At 71.5% G+C, this 21,212-nt stretch carries 17 protein-coding genes and 1 pseudogene; 10 read left to right on the top strand and 8 right to left on the bottom strand.

Features of this window, described 5'->3' with window-relative positions; all coding sequences use genetic code 11:
* Positions 1 to 17: 17 nt before the first annotated feature.
* On the bottom strand, positions 18 to 863 hold the full coding sequence (locus OHS81_RS21130; RefSeq protein ID WP_328386241.1) for an isocitrate lyase/PEP mutase family protein: 846 nt from the start codon (positions 861 to 863) through the stop codon (positions 18 to 20).
* A gap of 63 nt (positions 864 to 926) precedes the next feature.
* Between OHS81_RS21130 and OHS81_RS21125 the strand changes: the two genes are divergently transcribed.
* From OHS81_RS21125 to OHS81_RS21115, 3 genes and pseudogenes are all read left to right on the top strand, one after another.
* Positions 927 to 1,646: an ArsR/SmtB family transcription factor gene (locus tag OHS81_RS21125; protein ID WP_328386240.1), complete on the top strand. Its 720-nt coding sequence runs from the start codon at positions 927 to 929 to the stop codon at positions 1,644 to 1,646.
* A gap of 205 nt (positions 1,647 to 1,851) precedes the next feature.
* On the top strand, positions 1,852 to 2,241 hold the full coding sequence (locus tag OHS81_RS21120) for an ADP-ribosylation/crystallin J1 (protein ID WP_328386239.1): 390 nt from the start codon (positions 1,852 to 1,854) through the stop codon (positions 2,239 to 2,241).
* 168 nt (positions 2,242 to 2,409) lie between these two features.
* A pseudogene (locus OHS81_RS21115) lies at positions 2,410 to 2,760 on the top strand (ATP-grasp domain-containing protein); the annotation flags it as partial.
* Between the two features lie 79 nt (positions 2,761 to 2,839).
* Here the strand turns inward: OHS81_RS21115 and OHS81_RS21110 are convergent.
* Positions 2,840 to 4,261 (bottom strand): glycosyltransferase family 39 protein, encoded by a 1,422-nt coding sequence (locus OHS81_RS21110; RefSeq protein ID WP_328386238.1) that lies wholly within the window; start codon positions 4,259 to 4,261, stop codon positions 2,840 to 2,842.
* A 476-nt stretch (positions 4,262 to 4,737) separates the two neighbouring features.
* On the bottom strand, positions 4,738 to 7,326 hold the full coding sequence (locus tag OHS81_RS21105) for a D-alanyl-D-alanine carboxypeptidase family protein (RefSeq protein ID WP_328386237.1): 2,589 nt from the start codon (positions 7,324 to 7,326) through the stop codon (positions 4,738 to 4,740).
* A 669-nt stretch (positions 7,327 to 7,995) separates the two neighbouring features.
* Between OHS81_RS21105 and OHS81_RS21100 the strand changes: the two genes are divergently transcribed.
* The 3 genes from OHS81_RS21100 to OHS81_RS21090 all read left to right on the top strand — a co-directional run bounded on the left by OHS81_RS21100 (position 7,996) and on the right by OHS81_RS21090 (position 10,340).
* Positions 7,996 to 8,757, top strand: coding sequence for a GOLPH3/VPS74 family protein (locus OHS81_RS21100; protein ID WP_328386236.1), 762 nt, complete (start codon positions 7,996 to 7,998; stop codon positions 8,755 to 8,757).
* Positions 8,758 to 9,068: 311 nt separating this feature from the next.
* Positions 9,069 to 9,935 (top strand): helix-turn-helix domain-containing protein, encoded by an 867-nt coding sequence (locus OHS81_RS21095; protein ID WP_328386235.1) that lies wholly within the window; start codon positions 9,069 to 9,071, stop codon positions 9,933 to 9,935.
* 195 nt (positions 9,936 to 10,130) lie between these two features.
* Positions 10,131 to 10,340, top strand: a complete 210-nt coding sequence (locus tag OHS81_RS21090) for a DUF397 domain-containing protein (protein WP_328386234.1) — start codon at positions 10,131 to 10,133, stop codon at positions 10,338 to 10,340.
* Between the two features lie 234 nt (positions 10,341 to 10,574).
* Here the strand turns inward: OHS81_RS21090 and OHS81_RS21085 are convergent, their stop codons facing one another.
* Positions 10,575 to 11,489: a hypothetical protein gene (locus OHS81_RS21085; RefSeq protein WP_328386233.1), complete on the bottom strand. Its 915-nt coding sequence runs from the start codon at positions 11,487 to 11,489 to the stop codon at positions 10,575 to 10,577.
* A 235-nt stretch (positions 11,490 to 11,724) separates the two neighbouring features.
* Here OHS81_RS21085 and OHS81_RS21080 point away from each other — a divergent pair, with 235 nt between their 5' ends.
* Both OHS81_RS21080 and OHS81_RS21075 read left to right on the top strand, forming a co-directional pair.
* Complete coding sequence (locus tag OHS81_RS21080; protein WP_328386232.1) at positions 11,725 to 12,954, top strand: aminotransferase-like domain-containing protein; 1,230 nt, start codon at positions 11,725 to 11,727, stop codon at positions 12,952 to 12,954.
* An 86-nt stretch (positions 12,955 to 13,040) separates the two neighbouring features.
* Positions 13,041 to 13,826, top strand: coding sequence for an SDR family oxidoreductase (locus OHS81_RS21075; protein WP_328386231.1), 786 nt, complete (start codon positions 13,041 to 13,043; stop codon positions 13,824 to 13,826).
* Between the two features lie 141 nt (positions 13,827 to 13,967).
* Here the strand turns inward: OHS81_RS21075 and OHS81_RS21070 are convergent, their stop codons facing one another.
* Positions 13,968 to 15,089: an ADP-ribosylglycohydrolase family protein gene (locus tag OHS81_RS21070; RefSeq protein ID WP_328386230.1), complete on the bottom strand. Its 1,122-nt coding sequence runs from the start codon at positions 15,087 to 15,089 to the stop codon at positions 13,968 to 13,970.
* 313 nt (positions 15,090 to 15,402) lie between these two features.
* Between OHS81_RS21070 and OHS81_RS21065 the strand changes: the two genes are divergently transcribed.
* Together OHS81_RS21065 and OHS81_RS21060 are read left to right on the top strand one after the other, a co-directional pair.
* Positions 15,403 to 15,663 carry a hypothetical protein gene (locus tag OHS81_RS21065; RefSeq protein ID WP_328386229.1) on the top strand — a complete coding sequence of 87 codons (261 nt, stop codon included), beginning with the start codon at positions 15,403 to 15,405 and terminating at the stop codon, positions 15,661 to 15,663.
* A 189-nt stretch (positions 15,664 to 15,852) separates the two neighbouring features.
* The gene (locus OHS81_RS21060; protein WP_328381263.1) at positions 15,853 to 16,737 is read left to right on the top strand and encodes an IS982 family transposase; all 885 of its coding nucleotides are present in this window, start codon (positions 15,853 to 15,855) and stop codon (positions 16,735 to 16,737) included.
* A gap of 19 nt (positions 16,738 to 16,756) precedes the next feature.
* Here the strand turns inward: OHS81_RS21060 and OHS81_RS21055 are convergent, their stop codons facing one another.
* The 3 genes from OHS81_RS21055 to OHS81_RS21045 form a co-directional block, all read right to left on the bottom strand.
* Positions 16,757 to 19,405: a bifunctional FO biosynthesis protein CofGH gene (locus OHS81_RS21055; RefSeq protein ID WP_443058737.1), complete on the bottom strand. Its 2,649-nt coding sequence runs from the start codon at positions 19,403 to 19,405 to the stop codon at positions 16,757 to 16,759.
* Between the two features lie 132 nt (positions 19,406 to 19,537).
* Positions 19,538 to 19,936, bottom strand: a complete 399-nt coding sequence (locus OHS81_RS21050; protein ID WP_328386228.1) for a VOC family protein — start codon at positions 19,934 to 19,936, stop codon at positions 19,538 to 19,540.
* 440 nt (positions 19,937 to 20,376) lie between these two features.
* Positions 20,377 to 21,201, bottom strand: a complete 825-nt coding sequence (locus tag OHS81_RS21045) for a TIGR03619 family F420-dependent LLM class oxidoreductase (protein WP_328386227.1) — start codon at positions 21,199 to 21,201, stop codon at positions 20,377 to 20,379.
* Positions 21,202 to 21,212: the final 11 nt, after the last annotated feature.

Here is a 21,212-nt window from a genome sequence, read left to right as displayed (position 1 = left end):
CGAAGTCCCCCGTTCGGCTACTCCTCCTCCCCCACCACCAACCGCTGCACCTCCTCGTAGCCCAGCACCTCCCCGCCCGCCCCGGCCCCGGCCGCATCCGTGGGCCGTTGCCCCGTACGGATCGCGTCCGCCGCCGTGAGGGTCGCCTGCAGCGCCGTACGGAACAGCAGCGAACCGGTGCTGATGCGGCGCACGCCGAGGTCCGCCAGACGGCTGACGGTGTGCCGTCCGGGGGCGAAGAGGATGTTCAGCGGCGCGGGGATGCCGGCGACCAGAGCCGACACTTCCTCGTCGGCGATGACGCCCGGTACGAAGATGCCGTCCGCGCCCGCCGCCAGATAGCTCTCGGCGCGTGCGAGCGTCGCCGACAGCGGCGGCGGGCTGTCCGTCAGCCAGTGGGTGTCGATCCGGGCATTGAGGAACAGGCCCGGCGCCCGCTCCTTCACCGCACTGAGCAATTCGGCCTGGCGTACCGGGTCCTGCAGCCCCTCGCCGCCGGGCAGCCCGTCCTCCAGGTTCAGCCCGGCCGCCCCGGCCTCCGCCAACTCGGCGGCCAGATCTCCCACTTGACCGGCATCGCCGCCGAATCCGCCCTCCACGTCGACCGTGTACGGGCAGGACAGCCGGCCATTGAGCCGCACCGCCAGGGCCAGTGTCGCGTCCCGGGCCTCGGCGAGCCCGCGCCCGTCCGGATAACCATGGGCCGCGGCGACACCCAGGCTGGTGGTGCCGACCGCCGCATATCCGGCCCCGGCGAGCGCGACGGCCGAAATGACATCCCAGGCATTGGGCAGCAGCAACGGCTGGTCGGCATGGTGCAGCGCATGGAAGTGGAAGGTGGCGTACTCCGGGGAGGTACTCATATGGGCACCGTAGGACGGAGTCCCTTCGGTAGGCGCCGAAGACTCGCGGCGGACAATGGAGTCATGACCACTCCGGCGTACAGCTCCGAGCTCGCACGGCTGGCCGCGCTGCTCGCGGACCGCACCCGGGCGTCCTTCTGCCTGGCCCTGCTCGACGGCCGGGCCTGGACGGCCGGCGAGCTGGCCGCGTATGCGCAGGTCGCGCCCTCGACGGCGAGCGAGCATCTGACCCGGCTCACCGACGGCGGGCTGCTGGTGGAGCGCCACCAGGGCCGCCACCGTTACGTCCAGCTCGCCGGTCCGCGCGTCGCCGAGCTGCTGGAATCCCTGATCGCACAGCTCGACCCGCCGGCCGAGCGGCCCCGCGGGCTGCGTGCCGTGAGCGCTTCCGCCGCGCTCGCCCGGGGCCGCACCTGTTACGACCACCTGGCGGGCCGGCTCGGCGTGACGATCACCGACGCCATGACCGGGCGGGGGCTGCTCGACCAGGACGGCGGGTTCGCGCTCACCGACGCCGGGCGGCAGTGGCTCACCGACGGCCTGGGGATCGAGCCGGCCGCGCTGCGCACGGGGCGACGGCCCCAGGCCCGCGGCTGCCTGGACTGGACCGAGCGCCGGGCCCATCTCGCGGGCACGGCCGGTGCCCGGCTCTGCGACCGGCTGCTGGACCGGCGCTGGGTCCGCCGGATCGGCAGCGGCCGGGCCGTGCGCCTCACCCCGGACGGGGCGACGGCGCTGCGGGACCTGCTGGGGATCGACGGGGCGGCGGCCGGTCTGATGTGAGGGGGCGGTCCGAACACCCCCTACGGGCCGATACACCTCGCTGCCCGCAGGGCGAGCCGCCCCGCCCGAACCGCCCGCGCCCCGGCCCCCGCCCGCACCCGCACCCGCACGCACGCCCGTACCTGCACCCGAGCCCGCTCCTCCCCCGAGCGCCGAGCCCCGAAATCCCGATGCTCCGCCCTCCCCTCCCCCGTACCGTACGAGCATGATCGAGACGCCGCGCCCGGACGAGACCGCGCCCGCCACCCGCACCCTCTGGCGCCCCACCGGCCCCGAGGAGCTCGCCCTGGTCGAGGCCTCCGGCTGGCGCGCCTGGCCGCCGCGCCTGCCCGACCAGCCGATCTTCTATCCCGTACTCAACGAGGACTACGCAATACGGATCGCCCGCGACTGGAATGTGCCGGCCTCCGGCGTCGGCCATGTCACCCGCTTCGAGATCGAGGCGGACTTCGCCGAGCGCTACCCGGTGCGGCAAGCGGGCGGCGAGACGATCCTCGAACTGTGGGTCCCCGCGGAGGAGCTGGAGGAGTTCAACCGGCATATCGTCGGGCGCATCGAGCTCGTCCGCAGCTTCCACCCACCGCAAGGATCATGACCGCGTCCCGGCGCTGCGACCCCGCCGCTCCCGTTCTGCTGACCTCGGCACAGCGCACCAGCACCGCCGGCCTGCTGAACGGGGCGGCCGCCCGCCGCGGCCTCGAAACGGTGACCTTGACCGGGCCGGACACCCTGCGCGCGCCGGCCGGGCGGGCGGTGCACTGCCGAGTACCGGCTGTTCCTCCTGGACGACGCCCTGGTCACGGCCACCCGCTACGCCGTCCACGGCCGCCTGGACCCCGCACCGCTGGACGACGACCCGTACGCCCCGGACGTCCGCGCCTTCGCCGCCCGACTGCCGGCGCTCGCTCCGCTGCCGAGTGCGGCAGCGGTCGATGTAGGGCGGCTGGACGGGGGCGGATGGGCCGTGGTGGAGGCCAATATGCCGTACTTCGCACACTGTTACGCCGCGGACCCGGCGGCCGTGCTGGACGTGGTACTGCGGGCGGCAGGTCCGTACGCGCGCGTCCAGGACAGCGACCGTCGTTTCCTGCGCGCTCCTGGGGGACCAGGATGACCTGGGGGACCAGGATGACCTGGGACGCCGGGGCCGAGAGGACCCAGGAGCCTCAGGGGCCCAGGGACCCTCTACGGCCTCACGGCCTCACGGCCTTGACGGCCTTGACGGCCTCGCGGCCGACATCCGCCGCCCGCGGCCCCGGCCCCGGCCCCGCTCCCGGCCCCCCACAAGCCCCCGCCCGCCCGTACACCGTGATCCGGGCGCCCCTGACCTCCAGCGTGCGGCAGACCGTGAACGCGGTGTGCAGTGTGGACCGTTTGACGATCTCCTGGTCGTTGTCGTCGGCCGGCTGCCCGTCGGGGTCGCCGGCGACGATGATCCGGCGGGCGGCCAGCATCCGGTCGTGGATCGCCTCGCCGGACCGCTCGGTGCCGTAGAGAGTGTGGGAGGCCAACGGGCTCTCGGCCTGTGCGAGATCGCGCAGCCCACGGAAATCGTCCGGCAGGGTCGCCCGCCAGATCCGCCTGCGGGACGGCATGAACAACAGGCCGTCGCCGGGCTCGGCCACCTCGTGCACGGCGTGCGCAATCGCGGTGACATCGTCGACCCGGCTGTCCGGGCTGCGCAGATGGACGTTGACGGGCAACAGCGCGGCCGGCACCAGGGCCACCGCCGTCATCCGCCGCAGCCGCCGGCCACGGGTCTGGCCCAGCTCACCGGCCGGCCGCAGCAGCCGCGCCAGCGCGGCGCCCGCGAGCAGCGCGAACCCGACGACGTAGTAGAGGACATAGCGGTCCACATAGGCCGGTTCGACATGGGAGAGGAGCAGCAGGAGGAGGGTGGGCAGGAGGAGCAGGGGGACGCCGAGGGCGCGCAGTCCGATCGGGCCGCGGGAGCGGACCCGGACGCGGGCGCACGCGAGACCGAGGACCGCGAGCACCGCGAAGGTCAGCAGTTGGACGGGGTCCGGCCACATGAGCCAGCTGATCTGCGCGGACTGCCGGGTGCTGAACACCGCGAGCGGGGCCAGGCCGGCGAGCACCGTGGCTGCGGCGCACAGCCAGGCGCGCAGTGTCCGGCGGGGCAGCCGCGCGAGGATCATCGCGGCGCCGTGCGCGGGCAGTGCCAGCGAGGCGAACTCGTGCAGCAGGCAGGCGACCAGCATCAGCGCCGCATAGCCGAGCCACAGCTTTCGGCGCGGGCGGGCCGCGGCCGGCACCAGCAGATAGCTCGCCCAGACGACCAGCGCACAGACCATCGCATACGAGCGGCCCTCCTGCGCGTACTGCTGCACGACCGGGATCAGTGCGAAGGTGCAGCCCGCCAGCAGCCCCGCCCGCCGCCCGACCAGGCGCTCGCCCAGCAGGGCGACCCCCGCAGCGGCGGCGGCCATCGCGGCCACGGACGGCAGCCGCAGGCCGACGGCCTCGCCGAAGGCGCCGCCGAGGGCGACGTCGTAGAAGCGGAACCAGAGGTGCATCAGCGCGTAGTAGAGGCCATGCACGACATCGACGTGCTGCAGCGTGGGCCACAGGTCGGCCAGGCTGCGGTGCGCCATGTCGTAAGTGACCGCTTCGTCCCGCCATATGGCGCCCTGCCGGCGGATCCCCCACGCTCCCAGGAGCAACATCAGCCCGGAGGGCAACAGCACCACCGCGCTCTGCGCCGCCCAGGCACCACGGGCGGCGACGGCGGACGCGTACGTCTTCTGCGCTTGCGCTACGTCGATGACGGACTCCGGTCACGTGCGGGACGGACGGACAGACAGTCAGATCAGAAAGGCAGGCTCACGATAGGCGGGCCGCCGGTGGGCGACCAGACGGGCGAGCGGGACGGCGACCACGGGCGGCGGCTGCGGGCGCCGACCAGGGGCGGCGGCCGGGGAAGGAACGCACGCGAGGGCCGCGGGGCAGGAATGGATCAGGCCCCCGGAACCGGGCGGGGCCGGTGAACCAGGGGCCACGGGCGGCGATCCAAGGGCCGCGTGCAGTGATCCGGGGGCCGCGGGCCGGACGCCCGCGACCCCCGGCCCGCTCAGGTGATGCGGATCAGCTTCGCTCCGAAGGACGGCTCGACGAGGTCCTTCTGCAGGGCGACCGGCACCTTCTGCATGCTCTCGCCGTTGCCGACGGTCAGCACACCGACCTCGGTACCGGCCTTCGCGGTGTGCGGGACGGTCTTGCCCCCGTCACCGACGCTCAACTTCAGCTTCTGGCCCGGGACACCGACCGCCTTCAGGTCCTTGGTGGCGACGACCGGCGTGCGGCCGTTCAGGCCGTCGTCGACATAGCCGACGACCTGGCCCTTCTTCACCGCCGGGGCCGAGGTCAGCGCGTTGCGTACGGCCTCGATGACCTTCTGGCTGTTGTTCTTGACCAGGGTGAGGCTGTTGGCGCCGTCGGGGTCCAGGCCCTTGAAGTGCTGGTCCATCATCGTGCCCAGTATCAGCTGGTCCTTGCCGTCGACGGTCTTGTAGGCCGCCCAGGACAGCGTGCCGCCGGCCGCCGTGCTGGAGCCGGTTTTGATGCCCTTGATGCTCAGCCCGGCCAGCAGCAGGTTGTCGATGTTGCTGTTGATCCGCCCCGGCAGGCCCGGGATGTCGGCGTTGGTCATGGCGACGATCGGCCGGAAGGCGTCGAACTTCATGACGGCCTCGGCCAGCTTGAGCTGGTCGACCGCGGTGCTGACGGTCTTGGGGTCCAGGCCGCTGGGGTCGGTGTAGGTGGTGTTCTTCATGCCCAGGTCCTTGGCGGCGGCGTTCATCTTCTTGACGAACGCTGCCTCGTTGTCGGACTTGGTGTCCCAACGGGCCAGCAGCCGGGCGATGTTGTTGCCGGACGGGATCATCAGCATCTTGAGCATGTCCTGCTGGCTGAACTTCTGCCCCGCCTTGAGTCCCTCGATCCGGGACTCGTGCCTGGAGCCGCCCTCGGTCACCGCCTTGGCGTCGACCTCGATCTGCGGGCCCTTGTCGTCCTTCTTGAGCGTGTGGTCCCGGAGGACGACATAGGCCGTCATGATCTTGGCCACGCTCGCGGTCGGCACCGGCTTCTGCGGGCCGAACGTCCCCACGTCCCCGGAGCCCACCACCTTGACTGCTGCCTGCCCCTGCGCGGGCCACGGGACGGCGAGCTTGCCGCCCTCGAAGGTGAACGAGGACTTGGCGTCGCCGACGGTGAGCGTCGGGTCGGGCAGGGGGCGCACCGCCTGGGCGACCACGAAGACGATCACCAGCAGCACCGCCAGCGGGGTCCAGATCTTGAACCGGCGGACGACCGTGCGCAGCGGGGTCTCGGGCGGCGGCGGGGTGTTGGTGAGCTGCGCCAGGAGATCGAGTGGCGGCAGGGGCTCCTGCTTGGTCCGCTCCGACTCGGGCAGCGCGGCGGGAGCGGCGGCGGCCGTGGCTCCCGTGGCGGCGGGCGGCATGGCGCCCGGCCGGCCGGCGGGCTTGGACGGCGCGGCCGTTTCGGCGGCCTTGCCGGCGGGCTTGGCGGGCTTGGCGGCGGGGAGCGCGCCGGCGGCCTTGCCCTCCGGCTTCGCCTCCGTCTCGTCCGCCGCCTTATCCGCAGCCTTATCCGCAGCCTTATCGGCGGGCTTGTCGGACGTCTTGCCCGCCGCCTTGTCCGAGGGCTGCTCCACGGCCTTGTCGGACGTACGGGCGGGCGTCTTGGGCGCCGTCTTGCCCAGCGACTTGCCGGCGGTACCGTCGTCCGCCGACTTCAGCGCCACGAACTGACTGGTCCGCTCGGAGTCCCGCTCGGGACTGCGCGTCGCCTTGGCCTCGTCCTTGGCGCCGGTCTTGGCCCCGTCCTTGGCCTCGCTCTTGACCTTGTCCTTTGCCTTGCCCGCGGCACCCGCTTCGTCCTTGGCGCCGGGCTTGCCCTTGCTCTCGGACTTACTCTCCGTAGTGCCGTTGCTCTGGGCCTTGCCCTTGGCGGCGTCCTTGCCCTTGGCCGGGGGCGTGACCTTGGCCGCGTCCTCGCCCCTGGCGGGCGGGTTGATCTTGAACGCCGTGGTCGCCTGGTCGACGGCACCGGCCGCCGCACCCTTACCCTTCAGCTTCGCGACAGCAAACACTCGGGTGGCTTCATCCACCGCCGTCCCGTCGGCGTCGGCGTCGACATCGGCGTCACCCTCACCGCCGCCCTTGCCGACAGCCTTGCCCTTGCCGACAACCTTGTCCTTGCCGACAGCCTTGCCCTTGGCCTCAGTCTTGCCCTTGCCCTTGCCCTCAGACTCAGCGCCGGTCTTCCCGTCGGCCTTCTCATCGGCCTTCTCGTCGGCCTTCTCGTCGGACTTGCCCTTCTGCGGCCCGACGGTCTTGAAGACGGCAGTCGGCTGATCGACAACCTCGGCCGCGGACTCGACGTCGGACGCGGACTCGGCCTCGGCCTCGGACGACGCCTCGTCCTTGGACGACGCCTTCCCGGACTCCGCTTCCGGCTCCGCTTCCGGCTCTCCTCCGGGCTCCGTTCCCGGCTCCGCCCCCTGCTTCACTTCCGACTGTGCGACGGCACCTTCAGCATCACCGTCAGCGCCGCCGTCACCACCATCGCCCGCCTCGGCACCCTCGGTGCCGCCCTCGGCGTCCTCATCGCCCTCCCCGGCGACCCAGGCGGCCACAGCGGCCCGAAGGCGCTCATCGCCACCCCCGCTACCGCCACCGGCGCCCTCAGCGGCCTCAGCGACCTCAGCGGCCTCCTGAGACGGCTCAGACGCCTCGGACGCCTCGGACACGCCAGCCCCCTCAGATGCTTCGGCACCCTCAGACGCTTCGGCCCCGGCCGCAGCCTCCGACTCGGCCGCAGACTCCGACTTCACACCAGACCCCGACTTCGCCCCAGATTCCCCAGATTCCGACTTCGCCGCAGACTTCGGCGCCGCCGCAGCCTCCGGCTCCTTCTCAGGATTCGAGTCCGTCCCGGCCCCCGATTCCTTCGCCGGCTCGGCCGGCTCCCCGCGGAAGGCGGACAGGCGCGGATCACGTTTGCTCCGCGCCGTCTCCCCCGACGACTGCTTCTTGTCCGACTTGTCGGGGGACTCGCCCGCCACCGATGTCTCCTTCATACGTCGCCACGCTGCCTTGGCCCAGTGTTCCCAAGTGTCCTGTGTCCGCATGGCACCATCTCGCCGCCACGCGTACCGGTAGGCGCCGCACCCCACAGAAAGATGTCGCCTACGTGCAAGACGAGAACGACATACCTACCGGTTCCCTACCGAACCCCCCACGCACCCTCGACAGATGAATGTGAGAGGGGTCACCCTGTCATTCATCCACGCGGGGAGGCATGGATGGGCAGGAGCCGCAGAACAATTCCGGAGGAGCTTCTGCTGCTCGCTTTGGACCCGACGACGGGTACCACAGCGCAGCCGCAGTCGCTCGACCTCGGCCTGGCCGGGGCCCAGCTAGTAGAGCTGGCTCTGGCAGGACGGATAGCCCCAGACGGGGATCGTATCGCCGTGGTGATGGCACGGCCGACAGGAGATCCAACTCTGGACTCCGCGCTCGAACTGCTGCGCCGACGCGGCAGTCCGGTGCGCGCGGTCCACTGGATCGGCGGGCCCCGGCTGGGGCTGCGCCAGACCTACCTCACGCACCTGGAACGGTGCGGCATGGTGCATGCCGTGGCGGGACAGATGTGCGGGGTGCTGCCGACGACGCGCTACCAGGCGACGGAGACAGCCATCAGCCGGGAAATCAGGGCCCGGCTGGACAACGCGATCCGCACCGGCGTACCCCCGGACCCGCGGACCGCTGCGCTCGCCGCGCTGGCCCATGCGGTCGGTCTCGGCAAGCATCTGTATCCAGGGAACGAAGGGCGTTCATCGCGCTCCCGTCTCCGGGATCTGATCCGGCACGACCCGATGGGCGGCCTGGTCGCACACGCCGTCATGGATGTGCAGAACGGCGTCGCGGTACAGCCACGGCGGCCGCAGGCCGCCGCCGCGGGAGCCGTACGGCAACCGGCGGCCCGGGCCTCGGCGGAACCGGCCGGTGCGCCGGGCCAGTCGCGGCACGGCCACGGGCGGATGGCCCGGGTGGGCGCCCGCTGACGCCGTAAGACACCCGGCGGCGCCTCACGCGCCACCGCCACACCCACGGCACCACCGCACCACCCGATCACGCACCACCGTCCCCACGATCCCGTTCGGGAGCCGCAGCAAGAAGCGCGGGGTGGCGGGCCGGCCGTTCAGGACGACGGCCGGCCCGCCACCCCGCGCACCTGCGCGGGCGCATTTTCCCGATTCCGGCCCCAAATTTCCAACGTGACCACCTTGTCCAGCCATTTGCCAGCGCGACGTGGACCGTTGGTGGCAGTCTGCTGACCAGAAAACAGCAGTACGGAGCCGGAGGTGCACTTAGCGTGGCGTCCAACGTCAACCCCACCGTCAGGCGACGCCGATTGGGCCAGGAGCTGCGCAGGCTTCGCGAGGCCAAAGGCATGACGGCAGAAGAGGTGGCGGACCGGCTGCTCGTCTCGCAGTCGAAGATCAGCAGATTGGAGAACGGGCGTCGCAGCATCAGCCAGCGCGATGTCCGCGATCTGTGCGGGGTCTACGAGGTCGAAGACCACCGCATCGTGGATTCGCTGATGCAGATGGCCAAGGATTCACGCCAACAGGGGTGGTGGCACGCCTTCGGCGACATCCCGTACAGCGTCTACATCGGCCTGGAGACCGAGGCCGCCTCGCTGCGGGTGTACGAATCCCTGCTGGTGCCAGGTCTGCTGCAGACGGCCGGCTATGCCCAGGCGGTCATTCCCGGCACCGTCCCCGAGCTGGCACCCGACCATTTGGAGAAGCGCATTCAGGTGCGGATGCGGCGCCAGGACCGGATCAATGATTCCGAGCACCCGTTGCGGCTGTGGGCGGTGCTGGACGAGAGCGCGCTGCGCAGGGTGGTCGGCAGTCACCTGATCATGCGCGAGCAACTGGACCATCTTGTCGAGATGAGCCAATTGCCGCATGTGACGGTCCAGATTCTGCCGTACGACACCGGTGCGCACGCCGGCATGTCGGGAACGTTCTCCATCCTCGAATTCGACGATGCCGCCGATTCCAGCGTGGTGTACATCGAGGGCGTCACCAGCGACCTCTATCTGGAGAAGACCAACGATGTGCACAAGTACACGATCATGTACGAGCATTTGCGTGCACAGGCATTGAGCGCCGAGCAGAGCCGGGAGTTCATCGCTGCCGCGGCGAAATCCCATGCGGATGCCGCGGGGTGAGGCCCGTCGGGGAGAAATAGTACGGAACCGGCATTCCTGCGGAGAGGCTGGCACGGTACACCTGCACCCGCCCCCGTGAATAGGGATCAAGAAATATGCCATTCGGACGGGTGAACGGCCTCTGCGGCTCGTGATGTTGGCGCGTAGCGTCATCACTACCGAATCCGCGGTAACTCAGAGTGAGCTGGAGTGAACATGGCCGTGCAGCCCAATTCCGCATTCTCCTGGACCAAGTCCTCGTACTCCGGTGGCAACGGCGCCTGCGTGGAAATCGCCGTGCCCGCCGTCACCGCGATTGCCGTGCGGGACTCCAAGGACCCCGACGGTCCGCGCCTCACGTTCGACAACTCCTCCTGGGCCCGCTTTGTGTCGGACATCTCCGGTGGTGCGTTCGACCTGGCGTGACCTGAGCCGTCACCGTCCGCGGGTCCGCAGTCCGCAGATACGAGCCCTCTCGACTGGATCGCCGTCCCGGCCGAGGGGGCTCGGCCATGCCCACGCCCACGCCCACCCCCATGTCCACACCCACGCCCCACCCATGCCCGCGCCCACACCCGTTGCCCGGCGGCCGCGGATGGCCACCGGCCCGCCGCCGCTCAGCGCAGCAGCCCGGATACGTACAGGTCCGCCCTGGCGCGCTCAGCGCAGCTCGGATACGTACCGGTCCGTCCCGGGCACGGTCGGGATGAACGGCGCCACCAACTCCACCCGCCCCAGTGCCGAATCCGCGACCTCCTCCTCCAGGCCCGCGAAGTGTGCCGTCCAGCCGTCTCGCGGGTCCTGCTGGAGGAACCACAGGAGGGTCAGCCGGGTGTCCACCCCCACGACCTGCTTCACATAGGACATCCGGTCCCCCGGCAGCGGCGTCGGCCGGAAGACCGTCACCATCGCCGCCGGTGAACCCGCCAGCCGCCGCGGAAGGTGGCGGGCGCACAGCCACTCCACGAGCCCGGCCCGCTGTTCCGGCCCCTCCGCGTCGATCACCTCCAACACCAGCCCGGCGTAGGGGTGGTCCAGCGCATGGAAGTCACGGGGGCCGGCGGCGCCGTCCCGGTAGACCGTCGCCACATGGTCCTGGAAGGCCGTGAAGACGTGCGTACGGTCCTGGTAGACCCGGCCGTCCCGGTTGAGGCGCTGGTTGATGCCGACGGTCCACTTCATGTGCTCGTCGTAACGGCCCTCGGTGAGCCAGTAGGTGGAGAGGTAGCAGCCGGTCGTGACCGGCTGGGCGACGGCGGACTTCTCCGGACGGCGCAGCAGTTGCAGGTCGCGGGTGGCCACCCAGCGGCGGCCGGCGAATATCCACGGCATCGCCATCGCGCCCGCGATGTAGTGGTCGTCCTCGTACCAGCGGTTGTAGGCGTGTTCGTGTCCCGGATGCGGTTCGACCATGGTGATCAGCGCATGCCCGGGGCGCACACCGTAGGGGCCGACGGCGGCCAGCTCGGCGTAGGCGGCGGCCCCGGTGCCGTGGGCAACGGTCCCGTTGCCGTGGGTGATCCCGGTGCCGGCGGCGGCCGCACCGGCCGGCGTTCCTTTGCTGTCTGCGGTCATGGCAGACAGGTGTAGCTGACGAAGAGTCACATGGGGAGGGGCGGCGCATCCGCGGTACCGAAGCTACCGGGCACCGGGTCCACGGGCTCCGGCTGTCACGCGGGCGCGCGCCCCTCCGCCTCCTCCGCCCGCCCACCATGCGGTCCGCCCTGCACACCGCTCCGCGGCCCCCTTAAGCTGCCTGCCATCTGCAGCTAACGCCGGTTAATCGCAGACACGAGCGATGGGAGCCGTCATGTCGGACTCGATCCTTGCCTCCGCGGCCACTGCTGTCCCGGGACTCGCCGCACGTGTGGCGCGGACCGGCAGTTCGCCCGTACGCGAGATCCTGGCGCTCACCGCCCGGCCCGAGGTCATCTCGTTCGCCGGCGGGCTGCCCGCGCCCGAGCTGTTCGACGCGGCGGGCATAGCGGCGGCCTTCCAGCACGTGCTGGCCGAGGAGCCGATGCGTGCCCTGCAGTACTCCACCAGTGAGGGCGATCCGGCGCTGCGTGCGGCCGTCGCGGCGCGTACGACCGCGCGCGGACTGCCCACCGGGGCCGATGACGTGCTGGTGACCACCGGCTCACAGCAGGGCCTGACGCTGCTGGCCACGGCCCTGCTGGAGCCGGGCGATGTGGTGCTGGTCGAGGACCCCTGCTACCTCGCGGCGCTGCAGACGTTCTCCTTCGCGGGCGCCCGGGTGGTGCCGGTGCCGACCGACGACGAGGGGATCGACCCGGCCGCGCTGGACGAGATCACCGCGCGCGAGCGGCCCAAGCTGCTCTACCTCGTGCCGACGTTCCAGAACCCCACCGGCCGCACCCTGTCCGCCGAGCGCCGGGCCGCGGTCGCCGGGGTCGCCGCCCGGCGCGGGCTGTGGATCGCCGAGGACGACCCGTACGGCGAGCTGCGGTTCGAGAGTGAGCCGGTGCCGTGGGTCGCCTCGTTCCCCGGGGCCGAGGACCGTACGGCGCTGCTGGGTTCGTTCTCCAAGGTGATGGCGCCCGGTCTGCGGCTGGGGACGGTACGGGCGCCGGGCGCCTTGCGGCGGGCCTGCGTCATCGCCAAACAGGCCGCCGATCTGCACACCTCGACCGTCGACCAGGCAGCCGCGGCCCGGTATCTGGCGGTCGCCGACCTCGACGCCCATCTGCGGCGGGTGCGCGACGCCTACCGGGCGCGGCGGGATGCCCTTGTCGACGGGCTGTCCGCGGCGCTGCCCGCGGGTTCGCGGTGGAACCGGCCGGCCGGCGGCATGTTCGTGTGGGCGACCCTGCCCGAGGGGTACGACGCGACGGCGCTGCTGCCCGAGGTGGTGCGGCATGACGTCGCCTACGTCCCCGGGGCGCCGTTCTTCGCGGGGCCGCCGGATGCGACCGCCGTCCGGCTGTCGTTCGTGACCCACTCCCCGGAGGAGATCCGCGAGGGGCTGGGGCGGCTGAAGAAGGCCCTGGAAGGGGCGCGCCGGGACGGGCGTCCCTGACGGCGACAGCTCTGGCTTTCCCCGGCCCCCGGCCCTAACCTGACGCACCATCAGGAGTGAGCCGAGGGCCCGGCCGGGAGGCACACATGCTGCTGCGGAACAAGACCGTCATCGTCTCGGGCGTGGGGGCCGGACTCGGCCGTCAGGTCGCGGCGGCCTGCGTACGGGACGGCGCCTCGGTGGTGCTGGGCGCGCGGACGGAGGCGAATCTCGCCACGTCGGCTGCGCAGCTCGACCCTTCGGGCGAGCGTACGGCCTGGCGGGCGACCGATATCGGCGACGAGGCGCAGTGCGAGGCGCTGGCCGCGCTGGCCGTGGAGCGGTTCGGCGGGATCGATGCGGTGGTCCATGTCGCGGCGCTGGACTCGCTCTTCGGGGGCCTGCGGGACGCCGACTTCGACTCCTGGCGCAGCGTCGTGGACGTCAATCTCTTCGGCACTCTGCGGATGACCCGCGCCTGCCTGCCGTCCCTGGTGGCGCGCGGCGGTGGCTCGGTGGTGATGATCGGTACCCAGTCGTCGGTCGCCGCCCCCTCGCAGGTGCAGCAGGCGGCGTATGCGGCGTCCAAGGGCGGGCTGGTCTCGGCGATGTACTCGCTCGCGCGCGAGCTGGGACCGGACCGGATACGGGTCAACACCGTGCAGCCCGGGTGGATGTGGGGCCCGCCGGTGGAGGCGTACGTCACGTTCCAGGCGCACGCTGAGGGCGTTCCGGAAGCGGACGTGCTGGGCCGGCTGACGGAGCGGATGGCGCTGCCCGAGCTGGCGACGGACGCGGACGTGGCCGAGTGCGCGGTCTTCCTGGCCTCCGACCGGGCGCGTGCCATCACCGGCCAGTCGCTGCTGGTCAACGCGGGGGAGCTGATGCGGTAGCGGGCCCTGGGCGCACCGGCGCCGCCGCCCCCTCCGTGGGCCGCACCACCGGGCGGCGGTGTCGGTTGCCGGCGCCCCGGCCGGTCCGTCTCCGTACGGCCGGTCCGTCTCCGTACGGCCGGTCCGTCTCCGTACGGCCGGTCAGGCCCGCGGGTACCGGGCGAGCCACCCCGGCGACGAGCCGGCCGGGCCGTGCAGCGCGGGCCCCTGCGTCATCTCCATCGCGAAGTCGTCGGCCAGCTGCAGGATGGTCTCCCGGCCCTCCAGCTCGACCAGCCACACCGGCGGCAGCGCGGTCTCGCCGTGCAGGGTTCCCAGCAGGTTGCCGCAGATGGCGCCGGTGGAATCGCTGTCCCCGCTGTGGTTGACGGCGAGCAGCAGGCCGTGCCGGACGTCCTCGGCGACCAGAGCGCAGTACACGCCGATCGCCAGCGCCTCCTCGGCTGTCCAGCCCTCCCCCAGTGACTCCACCCGGGCGGGCGTCGGCATGCCCTGCCGTACGGCGCCGAGCGCGCGCTTGAGGGCGTCGCTGGTCTCCTCGTGGCCCGGGCGGGTGGCCAGGTGCGCCAGCGCCTTCTGCACGGCGCTGTCGAGGTCCTCGCCGCGGGCCAGCGAGTGGCTGATGACCGCGAAGGCGCCAGCCGCCAGATAGCCGGTGGGGTGGCCGTGCGTCTGCGCCCCGCACTCGGCGGCGAGCTGGAAGACCAGTTGTGCTTCCCAGCCGACCAGCAGCCCGAACGGCGCGGAGCGCATCACTGCGCCGCAGCCCTTCGAGTCCGGGTTCTTGGGCGCTTCGAGCGTGCCCATCACCTCGTCGCCGAGGCCGCTCAGGCAGGCCCGGCCGGGCGCCCGGCGGGAGTACAGCCACTCCTCGCGGGCGAGCCAGCCGTCGTCCTTCCTGCGCTCGTCCGGGCCCCAGTCGCGCTGGGTCGCGGCCCAGCGCAGATAGGCGCGGTGGACGTCGGTGGGCGGATGCCAGGCGCCGGTGTCGCGGCGCACCTGGGCCCGGATCAGCCCGTCCACGGTGAACAGGGTCATCTGGGTGTCGTCGGTGACCGCGCCGCGCCGCCCGAAGGCGGGTACGAAATCAGCCACGCCCTCCTGGCCGTGCGCCGTGCGGATCGCGTCGAGCGAGTCGAATTCGATACCGGCGCCCAGCGCATCGCCGATGGCGCCGCCGAGCAGACAGCCGCGTACCCGGCTACGGAAGTCCTGCTGTTCCGCGCGGCCCCAGATGGCGCCGCCGCCTCCTGTTGCGCTCACTGCGCCCTCCCGATACCGACAGCGTCCCGGGGCCTTGCGGGGCCCCTGGCGCAGCACTGTAATCGACCAGGATTGATCAGTTTCCGGCCAGGTGCGTATTGCGACCAGTCACTCATAAGGCGGCTTTTGGCCGGTACGGTCCCGATGGGCACGGGCTCGACCGAAACGGCTTTGGCTGAAAACGTTCCCCTCCGGGGGGCGCGCTGCCTTCCCGGCGGGCCGCCCGACCTTCCCGGCGGGCCGCCCGATCCGCCGACCGGGCTGAAGAAGGCGTTCGATGATGGCGGGGGCACGCGCTGGGCATGCTCTCCCCATGTCCGAGTACGAGTGGGATCGCACCACCATGGCCGTTGTCGCCTCCGCGCTTTCCGGGGACAGCGACGGCGCGGTGGAACTCCTCCGGCCGCTTCCCCAGAGCGATGTCTGCCACATCGCGGTACGGCTCGCCGCCATGGCCGCCGACGCGCTGATCGTCGCCGCCCAGGACAGCGGAGGCGACCGCGAGGAGGCGCTGTCGCAGTGGCAGCAGTGCATCCTGCAGCACGAGGCCGAGTACGAGGGCGAGGGCGAGTGAAGGCCCCGCCGACCGGCCGGGTACCGGGCTGTGTGGACCACCGCGGACTGCCGCGGACTGCCGCGGCCGCCCGTGTTCCGGCGGGTTGCCCCGACAGCCCGTTCCGGCGGACGGCCGCGCGTCCTAGATGAATGAGTCCGATGTTTGTGCTGGCCGCGACCATGGCGAAGGGCGCCCGTTGGTTCGTGTGTGACGACAAACCTGGACGCCCTTCTGGCGGCACTGTACGTGTTCATCGACGACCATGTGGCGCCTTGTCGCCGGATCGGGCGACCTCCCAAACTGACGGACGCCGAGCTGCTGTGCCTGGCGGTCGCGCAGGTTCTGCTCGGCTTCCCCTCGGCCCGGCACTGGCTCCGCTTCGCGCACGCCCGGCTGCCTCACCTGTTCCGCTACCTGCCCCAGCAATCCGCCTATAACAAGCGCTTGAACGCGGCCGGTCCGCTGATCTCCCAGGTGATCGAAGCCCTGGCCAGGCAGGTGCCGACCTGGCACGACGACCTCAGGCTGATCGACTCCACACCTCTGCCCTGCGCCGCATCAAGGGAGACCGTCAAACGCTCCGAGCTGGCCGGCCACGCCGGATACGGCTTCTGCCGCAGCCACTCCCGCTTCTTCTGGGGATTCCGGCTCTACCTGGTCACCACCGCCGAGGGCATGCCCGTCACCTGGTGTCTGGCCCACCCCAAGCTCGGCGAACGGGAGGTGATGACCGCGCTTCTCCAACGCGACCACCACCTCCTCCGCGCCGGGCAGGTGGTTCTCGCGGACAAAGGCTTCGCCGGGAAGGACTTCGAGAATTTCCTGACCGAACAGCTCGGCGTCCATCTGGTCCGGCCGGACCGCAGGGGCGAACCCGTCCGGCACGGCCGCCTCGCTCGCAGCCGTCAGTGGATCGAAGCCGTCTTCGACACTCTCAAAGGCCAGCTCAGCCTGGAACAGCACGGAGCCAGAACCCCGGCCGGGGTCTTCGCCCGCACCGGCCAACGCCTTCTCGCCCTGGCAGCCGCCATCTGGCACAACTGGACCACCGGAGCCCGAGCCAAACGATCCCTAACCGCCTACGACCACTGAGAACATCGGACTCATTCATCTAGTCGGCCAGGGGCAGCAGCTCCGGGAGATGCCCGTCCGAAGCGAGGGCGGCGGCCTGGCGCTCTTCGGTGACCGGGGCGTACGTCGTGGTGCGGGGGCGGGCCGGACGGCCGGCCCGGTCGGCGATGGCGATGAGGTCCTGGATGGAGCGGTAGGAGCCGTAACTCGAGCCCGCCATCCGGGAGATGGTCTCCTCCATCAGCGTGCCGCCGAGGTCGTTGGCGCCGGAGCGGAGCATTTCGGCCGCGCCTTCCGTTCCGAGCTTGACCCAGCTGGTCTGGATGTTGGTGATGTGGGGGTGCAGCAGCACCCGGGCCATCGCGGTCACCGCGCGGTTGTCGCGCGTGGTGGGGCCGGGGCGGGCGATGCCGGCGAGGTAGACGGGGGCGTTGGTGTGGATGAAGGGGAGGGTGACGAACTCCGTGAAGCCGCCCGTCTCCTGCTGGATCTGTGCCAGCAGGCGCAGATGGCCGAGCCAGTGGCGCGGCTGGTCGACATGGCCGTACATCATCGTCGAGGACGAGCCGATGCCCAGCTCATGGGCGGTCTTGATGACCTCGACCCAGGTGGCGGTGGGCAGCTTGCCCTTGGTGAGGATCCAGCGGACCTCGTCGTCCAGGATCTCGGCCGCGGTGCCGGGGATGCTGTCCAGTCCGGCGGCCTTGGCCTCGGTGAGCCATTCACGGATGGACAGGCCCGTACGCGTCGCGCCGTTGACGACCTCCATGGGCGAGAAGGCGTGCACATGCATACCGGGGACGCGTTCCTTCACGGCGCGCGCGATGTCGAAGTACGCCGTGCCGGGCAGGTCGGGGTGGATGCCGCCCTGCATGCACACCTCCACCGCCCCTACGTCCCATGCCTGTTGGGCGCGGTCGGCCACCTGGGAGAGGGAGAGGGTGTAGGCGTCGGCGTCGGTGCGGCGCTGGGCGAACGCGCAGAAGCGGCAGCCGGTGTAGCAGACGTTGGTGAAGTTGATGTTCCGGGTGACGATGTAGGTGACGTCGTCGCCCACGGTGTCGCGCCGTAGGTGGTCGGCGAGGGTGCAGAGGGCGTCCAGGGCGGGCCCGTCGGCGTGCAGCAGCGCCAGCGCCTGTGCGTCGGTGAGCTTGGTGGGGTCGTCGGCGGCCTGCGACAGGGCCTGCCGTACGTCGGCTTCGATGCGCTCCGGTGCCATCCCGGGGGCGGCGGCCTCCCGCAGTGCCTCCCAGTCGCCGTAGACCTCGTCGAAGTCGTCGCGTCGGTCGGCGGTGCGGCCTTCGGTGTCGATGGTGTGGTGCAGGTCCGTACGGCCCGAGGAGATCATCGTGAAGCCCTCGTCGGGCTCCTGCCAGGGGCGGCCCACCACAGGGGCGTCCTCCACGGCCAGGCCCGTCTCCGGGTCGGCGAGCGCCCGTACATGGGGCAGCAGGCGGGGGTCGAGCCAGGGCTCACCGCGCTGCAGGAACTCCGGGTAGATGGGGAGCCGTTCCCGCAGCTCGAAGCCCGCGGCGGCGCAGCGCTCGGTCAGCTCGTCGATCTGCGGCCAGGGGCGCTCGGGATTCACATGGTCGAGGGTCAGCGGGGAGACCCCGCCCCAGTCGTCGATCCCGGCGTCGATGAGCAGCGCGTACTCGCCGTCGACGAGGTTGGGCGGCGCCTGGATGCGCGTCCGGGGGCCCATGATGTGCCGGGCCACCGCGATGGTCGCGGCCAGCTCCTCCAGCTCGGCGTCCGGCATGCCACGCATCGCCGTGTCCGGCTTGGCGCGGAAGTTCTGCATGATCAGCTCTTGGATGCCGTGGTAGGCGCGCTGGATACGGCGCAGCGCGAACAGGGACTCGGCGCGCTCCTCGTACGTCTCGCCGATGCCGATGAGCAGCCCGGTGGTGAAGGGGACGTTGGAGCGTCCGGCGTCCTCCAGGACGCGCAGCCGGACGGCGGGTTCCTTGTCGGGCGATCCGTAGTGGGGACCGCCGGGCTCGCTCCACAGCCGCTCGGCGGTCGTCTCCAGCATCATCCCCAGGGAGGGGGCGACGGGCTTGAGCCGCTGGAAGTCCGTCCAGGACAGCACCCCGGGGTTGAGGTGCGGCAGCAGACCGGTCTCCTCCAGGACGCGGATCGCCATGGCGCGGACGTACGAGAGCGTGTCGTCGTAGCCATGCGCCTCCAGCCACTCGCGGGCCTCGGGCCAGCGGTCCTCCGGCTTGTCCCCCAGGGTGAAGAGGGCTTCCTTGCAGCCCAGTTCGGCACCGCGGCGGGCGATGTCCAGCACCTCGTCGGGCGACATGAACATTCCGTGGCCGTCACGGCGCAGCTTGCCGGGGACGGTGACGAAGGTGCAGTAGTGGCACTTGTCCCGGCACAGGCGCGTCAGGGGGATGAAGACCCCGCGGGAGTACGTGATGACTCCGGGGCGGCCGGCGGCCTCCAGGCCGGCGTCCCGCACCCGGGCCGCGGAGGCGCACAGGTCCGTGAGGTCCGCGCCGCGCGCCTGCAGCAGCACCGCGGCCTCGCCGGCGTCCAGCGCCACACCGTCGCGGGCCCGCTTGAGCGCACGGCGCATCGCGTTGGCCGTCGGCCGTCCCTGGGCGGCGGGCCCGGAGGCCTTTTCGTGGTCGGTCCCTTGGTCCGATGCCTGGTCAGGTCCCTGCACGCTGGAAGTCATCCTCCGAGGATACGAGCGTCCACCGACAGCGCCGCCGCCGGAGATCGGGTGGTTGATGTGCCGCTGATCACTACGGCCGGTGGTTCCGTCCGGGCGCGTCAGGGCACTGCCCGGCGGCGGCTCCCGCCACGCCTACATACCGGCCAGCAGCTCGTCGGAGTACGTCCGGGTCAGGAACTCCATGTTGTGGCCGTCGGGGTCGTCGAGGTAGAGACCGCGGCCGCCGTCCCGGGTGTTGATCTCCTGCGGCCTGGTGTGCATGGGGTCGGCCCAGTAGGAGAGCTCCCGCTCCTGTATGCGGTCGAAGATCGCGTCGAACTCGCCCTCGGACACCAGGAACGCGTAGTGCGTGGGGACGAACTCGCCGCCCGCGACGTGCTCGGCGTAGTCGAGGGTCACTCCGTTGTCGAGCTTGAGGGCCGCGAAGGGACCGTAGGCCTTGGGTTCGGGCGCGCCGAGCAGGCCGGCCAGGAACCGGGCGGAGGCGAAACGGTCCTTGCTGTGCACGATCGTGTGGTCGAGGCGAGGCATGGGATCTCCTTGATCTCTCTGGCCGAGCGGTCCACGTGTCCCCTGATCTGCTGAATCAGCGGGGATCGTCGGCGTTCTCGGCCCACCGCCTTCATGGACCGCTGATCGCCTCGGGCCGCTGATCTCGTTGAGCCGCTGATCTTCCGGGACCGTTGATCTTCCTGGCCGTTCACCGTTCTCCTCGGGCCGCCGGTCTGCGGAGAGATCCGCGGCCCTGCACCTTCGACGCTACGACTGCGGAGGCCGTCGCGGATCGTTCTCCGGTCCCGATCCTGGCAGGAGGCGGTACACCGCTGGTCCTAGGCCGAACCGGGGCCGCCAGGTAGCGGGCCGGCGGATGGACCTCCCCCGGGGCCCGTGCGCCCTCCGCTCCGCCGCCCTGTCACCGTCACCCGCCACCCGTCACCCGTCCCGCACGCCGTACTCCCCTGCGTCACCCCTCACAGGTACTGCGCGAAGTCGTCCAGTGTCCGCAGTACCTCGGCCTCCCCGGCCGGCGGCAGCTGCAGCACCACCTCCTGCACGCCCAGCTCGCGGAAGCGCGCCAGCTTCCCGGCCGAGGGCTGGACCGCGTAGGGCACCACCACCGGCTCGCCCGTGCGCCCGGCGTCCGACCATGCCTGCCGCAGCACCGGAACGGTCTCCGTCAGTCCGCGGCCGCCGATCGGCAGCCACCCGTCGGCGTACTCGGCGATCTGCCCGAAGAGCTTGGGGCCGGCCGCGCCGCCGAGGAGGGTGCGCGGCGCGCCGTGCAGCGGCTTGGGGTGGGCGAGGGAGGCCCGTACGGACCCGAATGCGCCCTGGTACGCGGTCGGTTCCTCGGCCCACAGGGCGCGCATCAGCGCCACCCGGTCACGGGTCAGCGCGCGCCGGGTCGACCATTCGACCCCGTGGTCGGCGGCCTCCTCGACGTTCCAGCCGTAGCCGATGCCGAGGGTGAAGCGGCCGCCGGAGAGGAAGTCGAGGGTCGCGATCTGCTTGGCGAGGTCGACCGGGTCGTGCTGGGCGACGAGGGTGATGCCGGTGCCGAGGGCGAGCCGTTCGGTGACCGCGGCGACCTGGCCGAGCGCGATGAACGGGTCGAGGGTACGGCCGTATTCGCGGGGCAGCGGCTCGCCCATGGGGGCGGGGGTCTCACGGCCGGCGGGGATGTGGGTGTGCTCGGGGAGATAGAGGCCGGCGAAACCGCGCTGCTCCAGCTCGCGGCCCAGCCGGTCCGGCCGGATCGTCTCGTCGGTCAGGAAGATCGTGGTCGCGATCCGCATGCGGGAACACC

The organism is Streptomyces sp. NBC_00400, from assembly GCF_036048035.1.
Classification (GTDB): Bacteria; Actinomycetota; Actinomycetes; order Streptomycetales; family Streptomycetaceae; genus Streptomyces.
Note: the sequence above shows the minus strand (reverse complement) of the source record. Positions and strands in the feature narration are given on the sequence as shown.

What these genes read in the sequence shown, in the direction of transcription:
- OHS81_RS21130 (WP_328386241.1), bottom strand. Translation starts at nt 863, where the DNA reads ATGAGTACCTCCCCGGAGTACGCCACCTTCCACTTCCATGCGCTGCAC.
- OHS81_RS21125 (WP_328386240.1), top strand. Translation starts at nt 927, where the DNA reads ATGACCACTCCGGCGTACAGCTCCGAGCTCGCACGGCTGGCCGCGCTG.
- OHS81_RS21120 (WP_328386239.1), top strand. Translation starts at nt 1,852, where the DNA reads ATGATCGAGACGCCGCGCCCGGACGAGACCGCGCCCGCCACCCGCACC.
- OHS81_RS21110 (WP_328386238.1), bottom strand. Translation starts at nt 4,261, where the DNA reads ATGGCGCACCGCAGCCTGGCCGACCTGTGGCCCACGCTGCAGCACGTC.
- OHS81_RS21100 (WP_328386236.1), top strand. Translation starts at nt 7,996, where the DNA reads ATGGGCAGGAGCCGCAGAACAATTCCGGAGGAGCTTCTGCTGCTCGCT.
- OHS81_RS21090 (WP_328386234.1), top strand. Translation starts at nt 10,131, where the DNA reads ATGGCCGTGCAGCCCAATTCCGCATTCTCCTGGACCAAGTCCTCGTAC.
- OHS81_RS21085 (WP_328386233.1), bottom strand. Translation starts at nt 11,489, where the DNA reads ATGACCGCAGACAGCAAAGGAACGCCGGCCGGTGCGGCCGCCGCCGGC.
- OHS81_RS21080 (WP_328386232.1), top strand. Translation starts at nt 11,725, where the DNA reads ATGTCGGACTCGATCCTTGCCTCCGCGGCCACTGCTGTCCCGGGACTC.
- OHS81_RS21075 (WP_328386231.1), top strand. Translation starts at nt 13,041, where the DNA reads ATGCTGCTGCGGAACAAGACCGTCATCGTCTCGGGCGTGGGGGCCGGA.
- OHS81_RS21065 (WP_328386229.1), top strand. Translation starts at nt 15,403, where the DNA reads ATGTCCGAGTACGAGTGGGATCGCACCACCATGGCCGTTGTCGCCTCC.
- OHS81_RS21055 (WP_443058737.1), bottom strand. Translation starts at nt 19,405, where the DNA reads ATGACTTCCAGCGTGCAGGGACCTGACCAGGCATCGGACCAAGGGACC.
- OHS81_RS21050 (WP_328386228.1), bottom strand. Translation starts at nt 19,936, where the DNA reads ATGCCTCGCCTCGACCACACGATCGTGCACAGCAAGGACCGTTTCGCC.
- OHS81_RS21045 (WP_328386227.1), bottom strand. Translation starts at nt 21,201, where the DNA reads ATGCGGATCGCGACCACGATCTTCCTGACCGACGAGACGATCCGGCCG.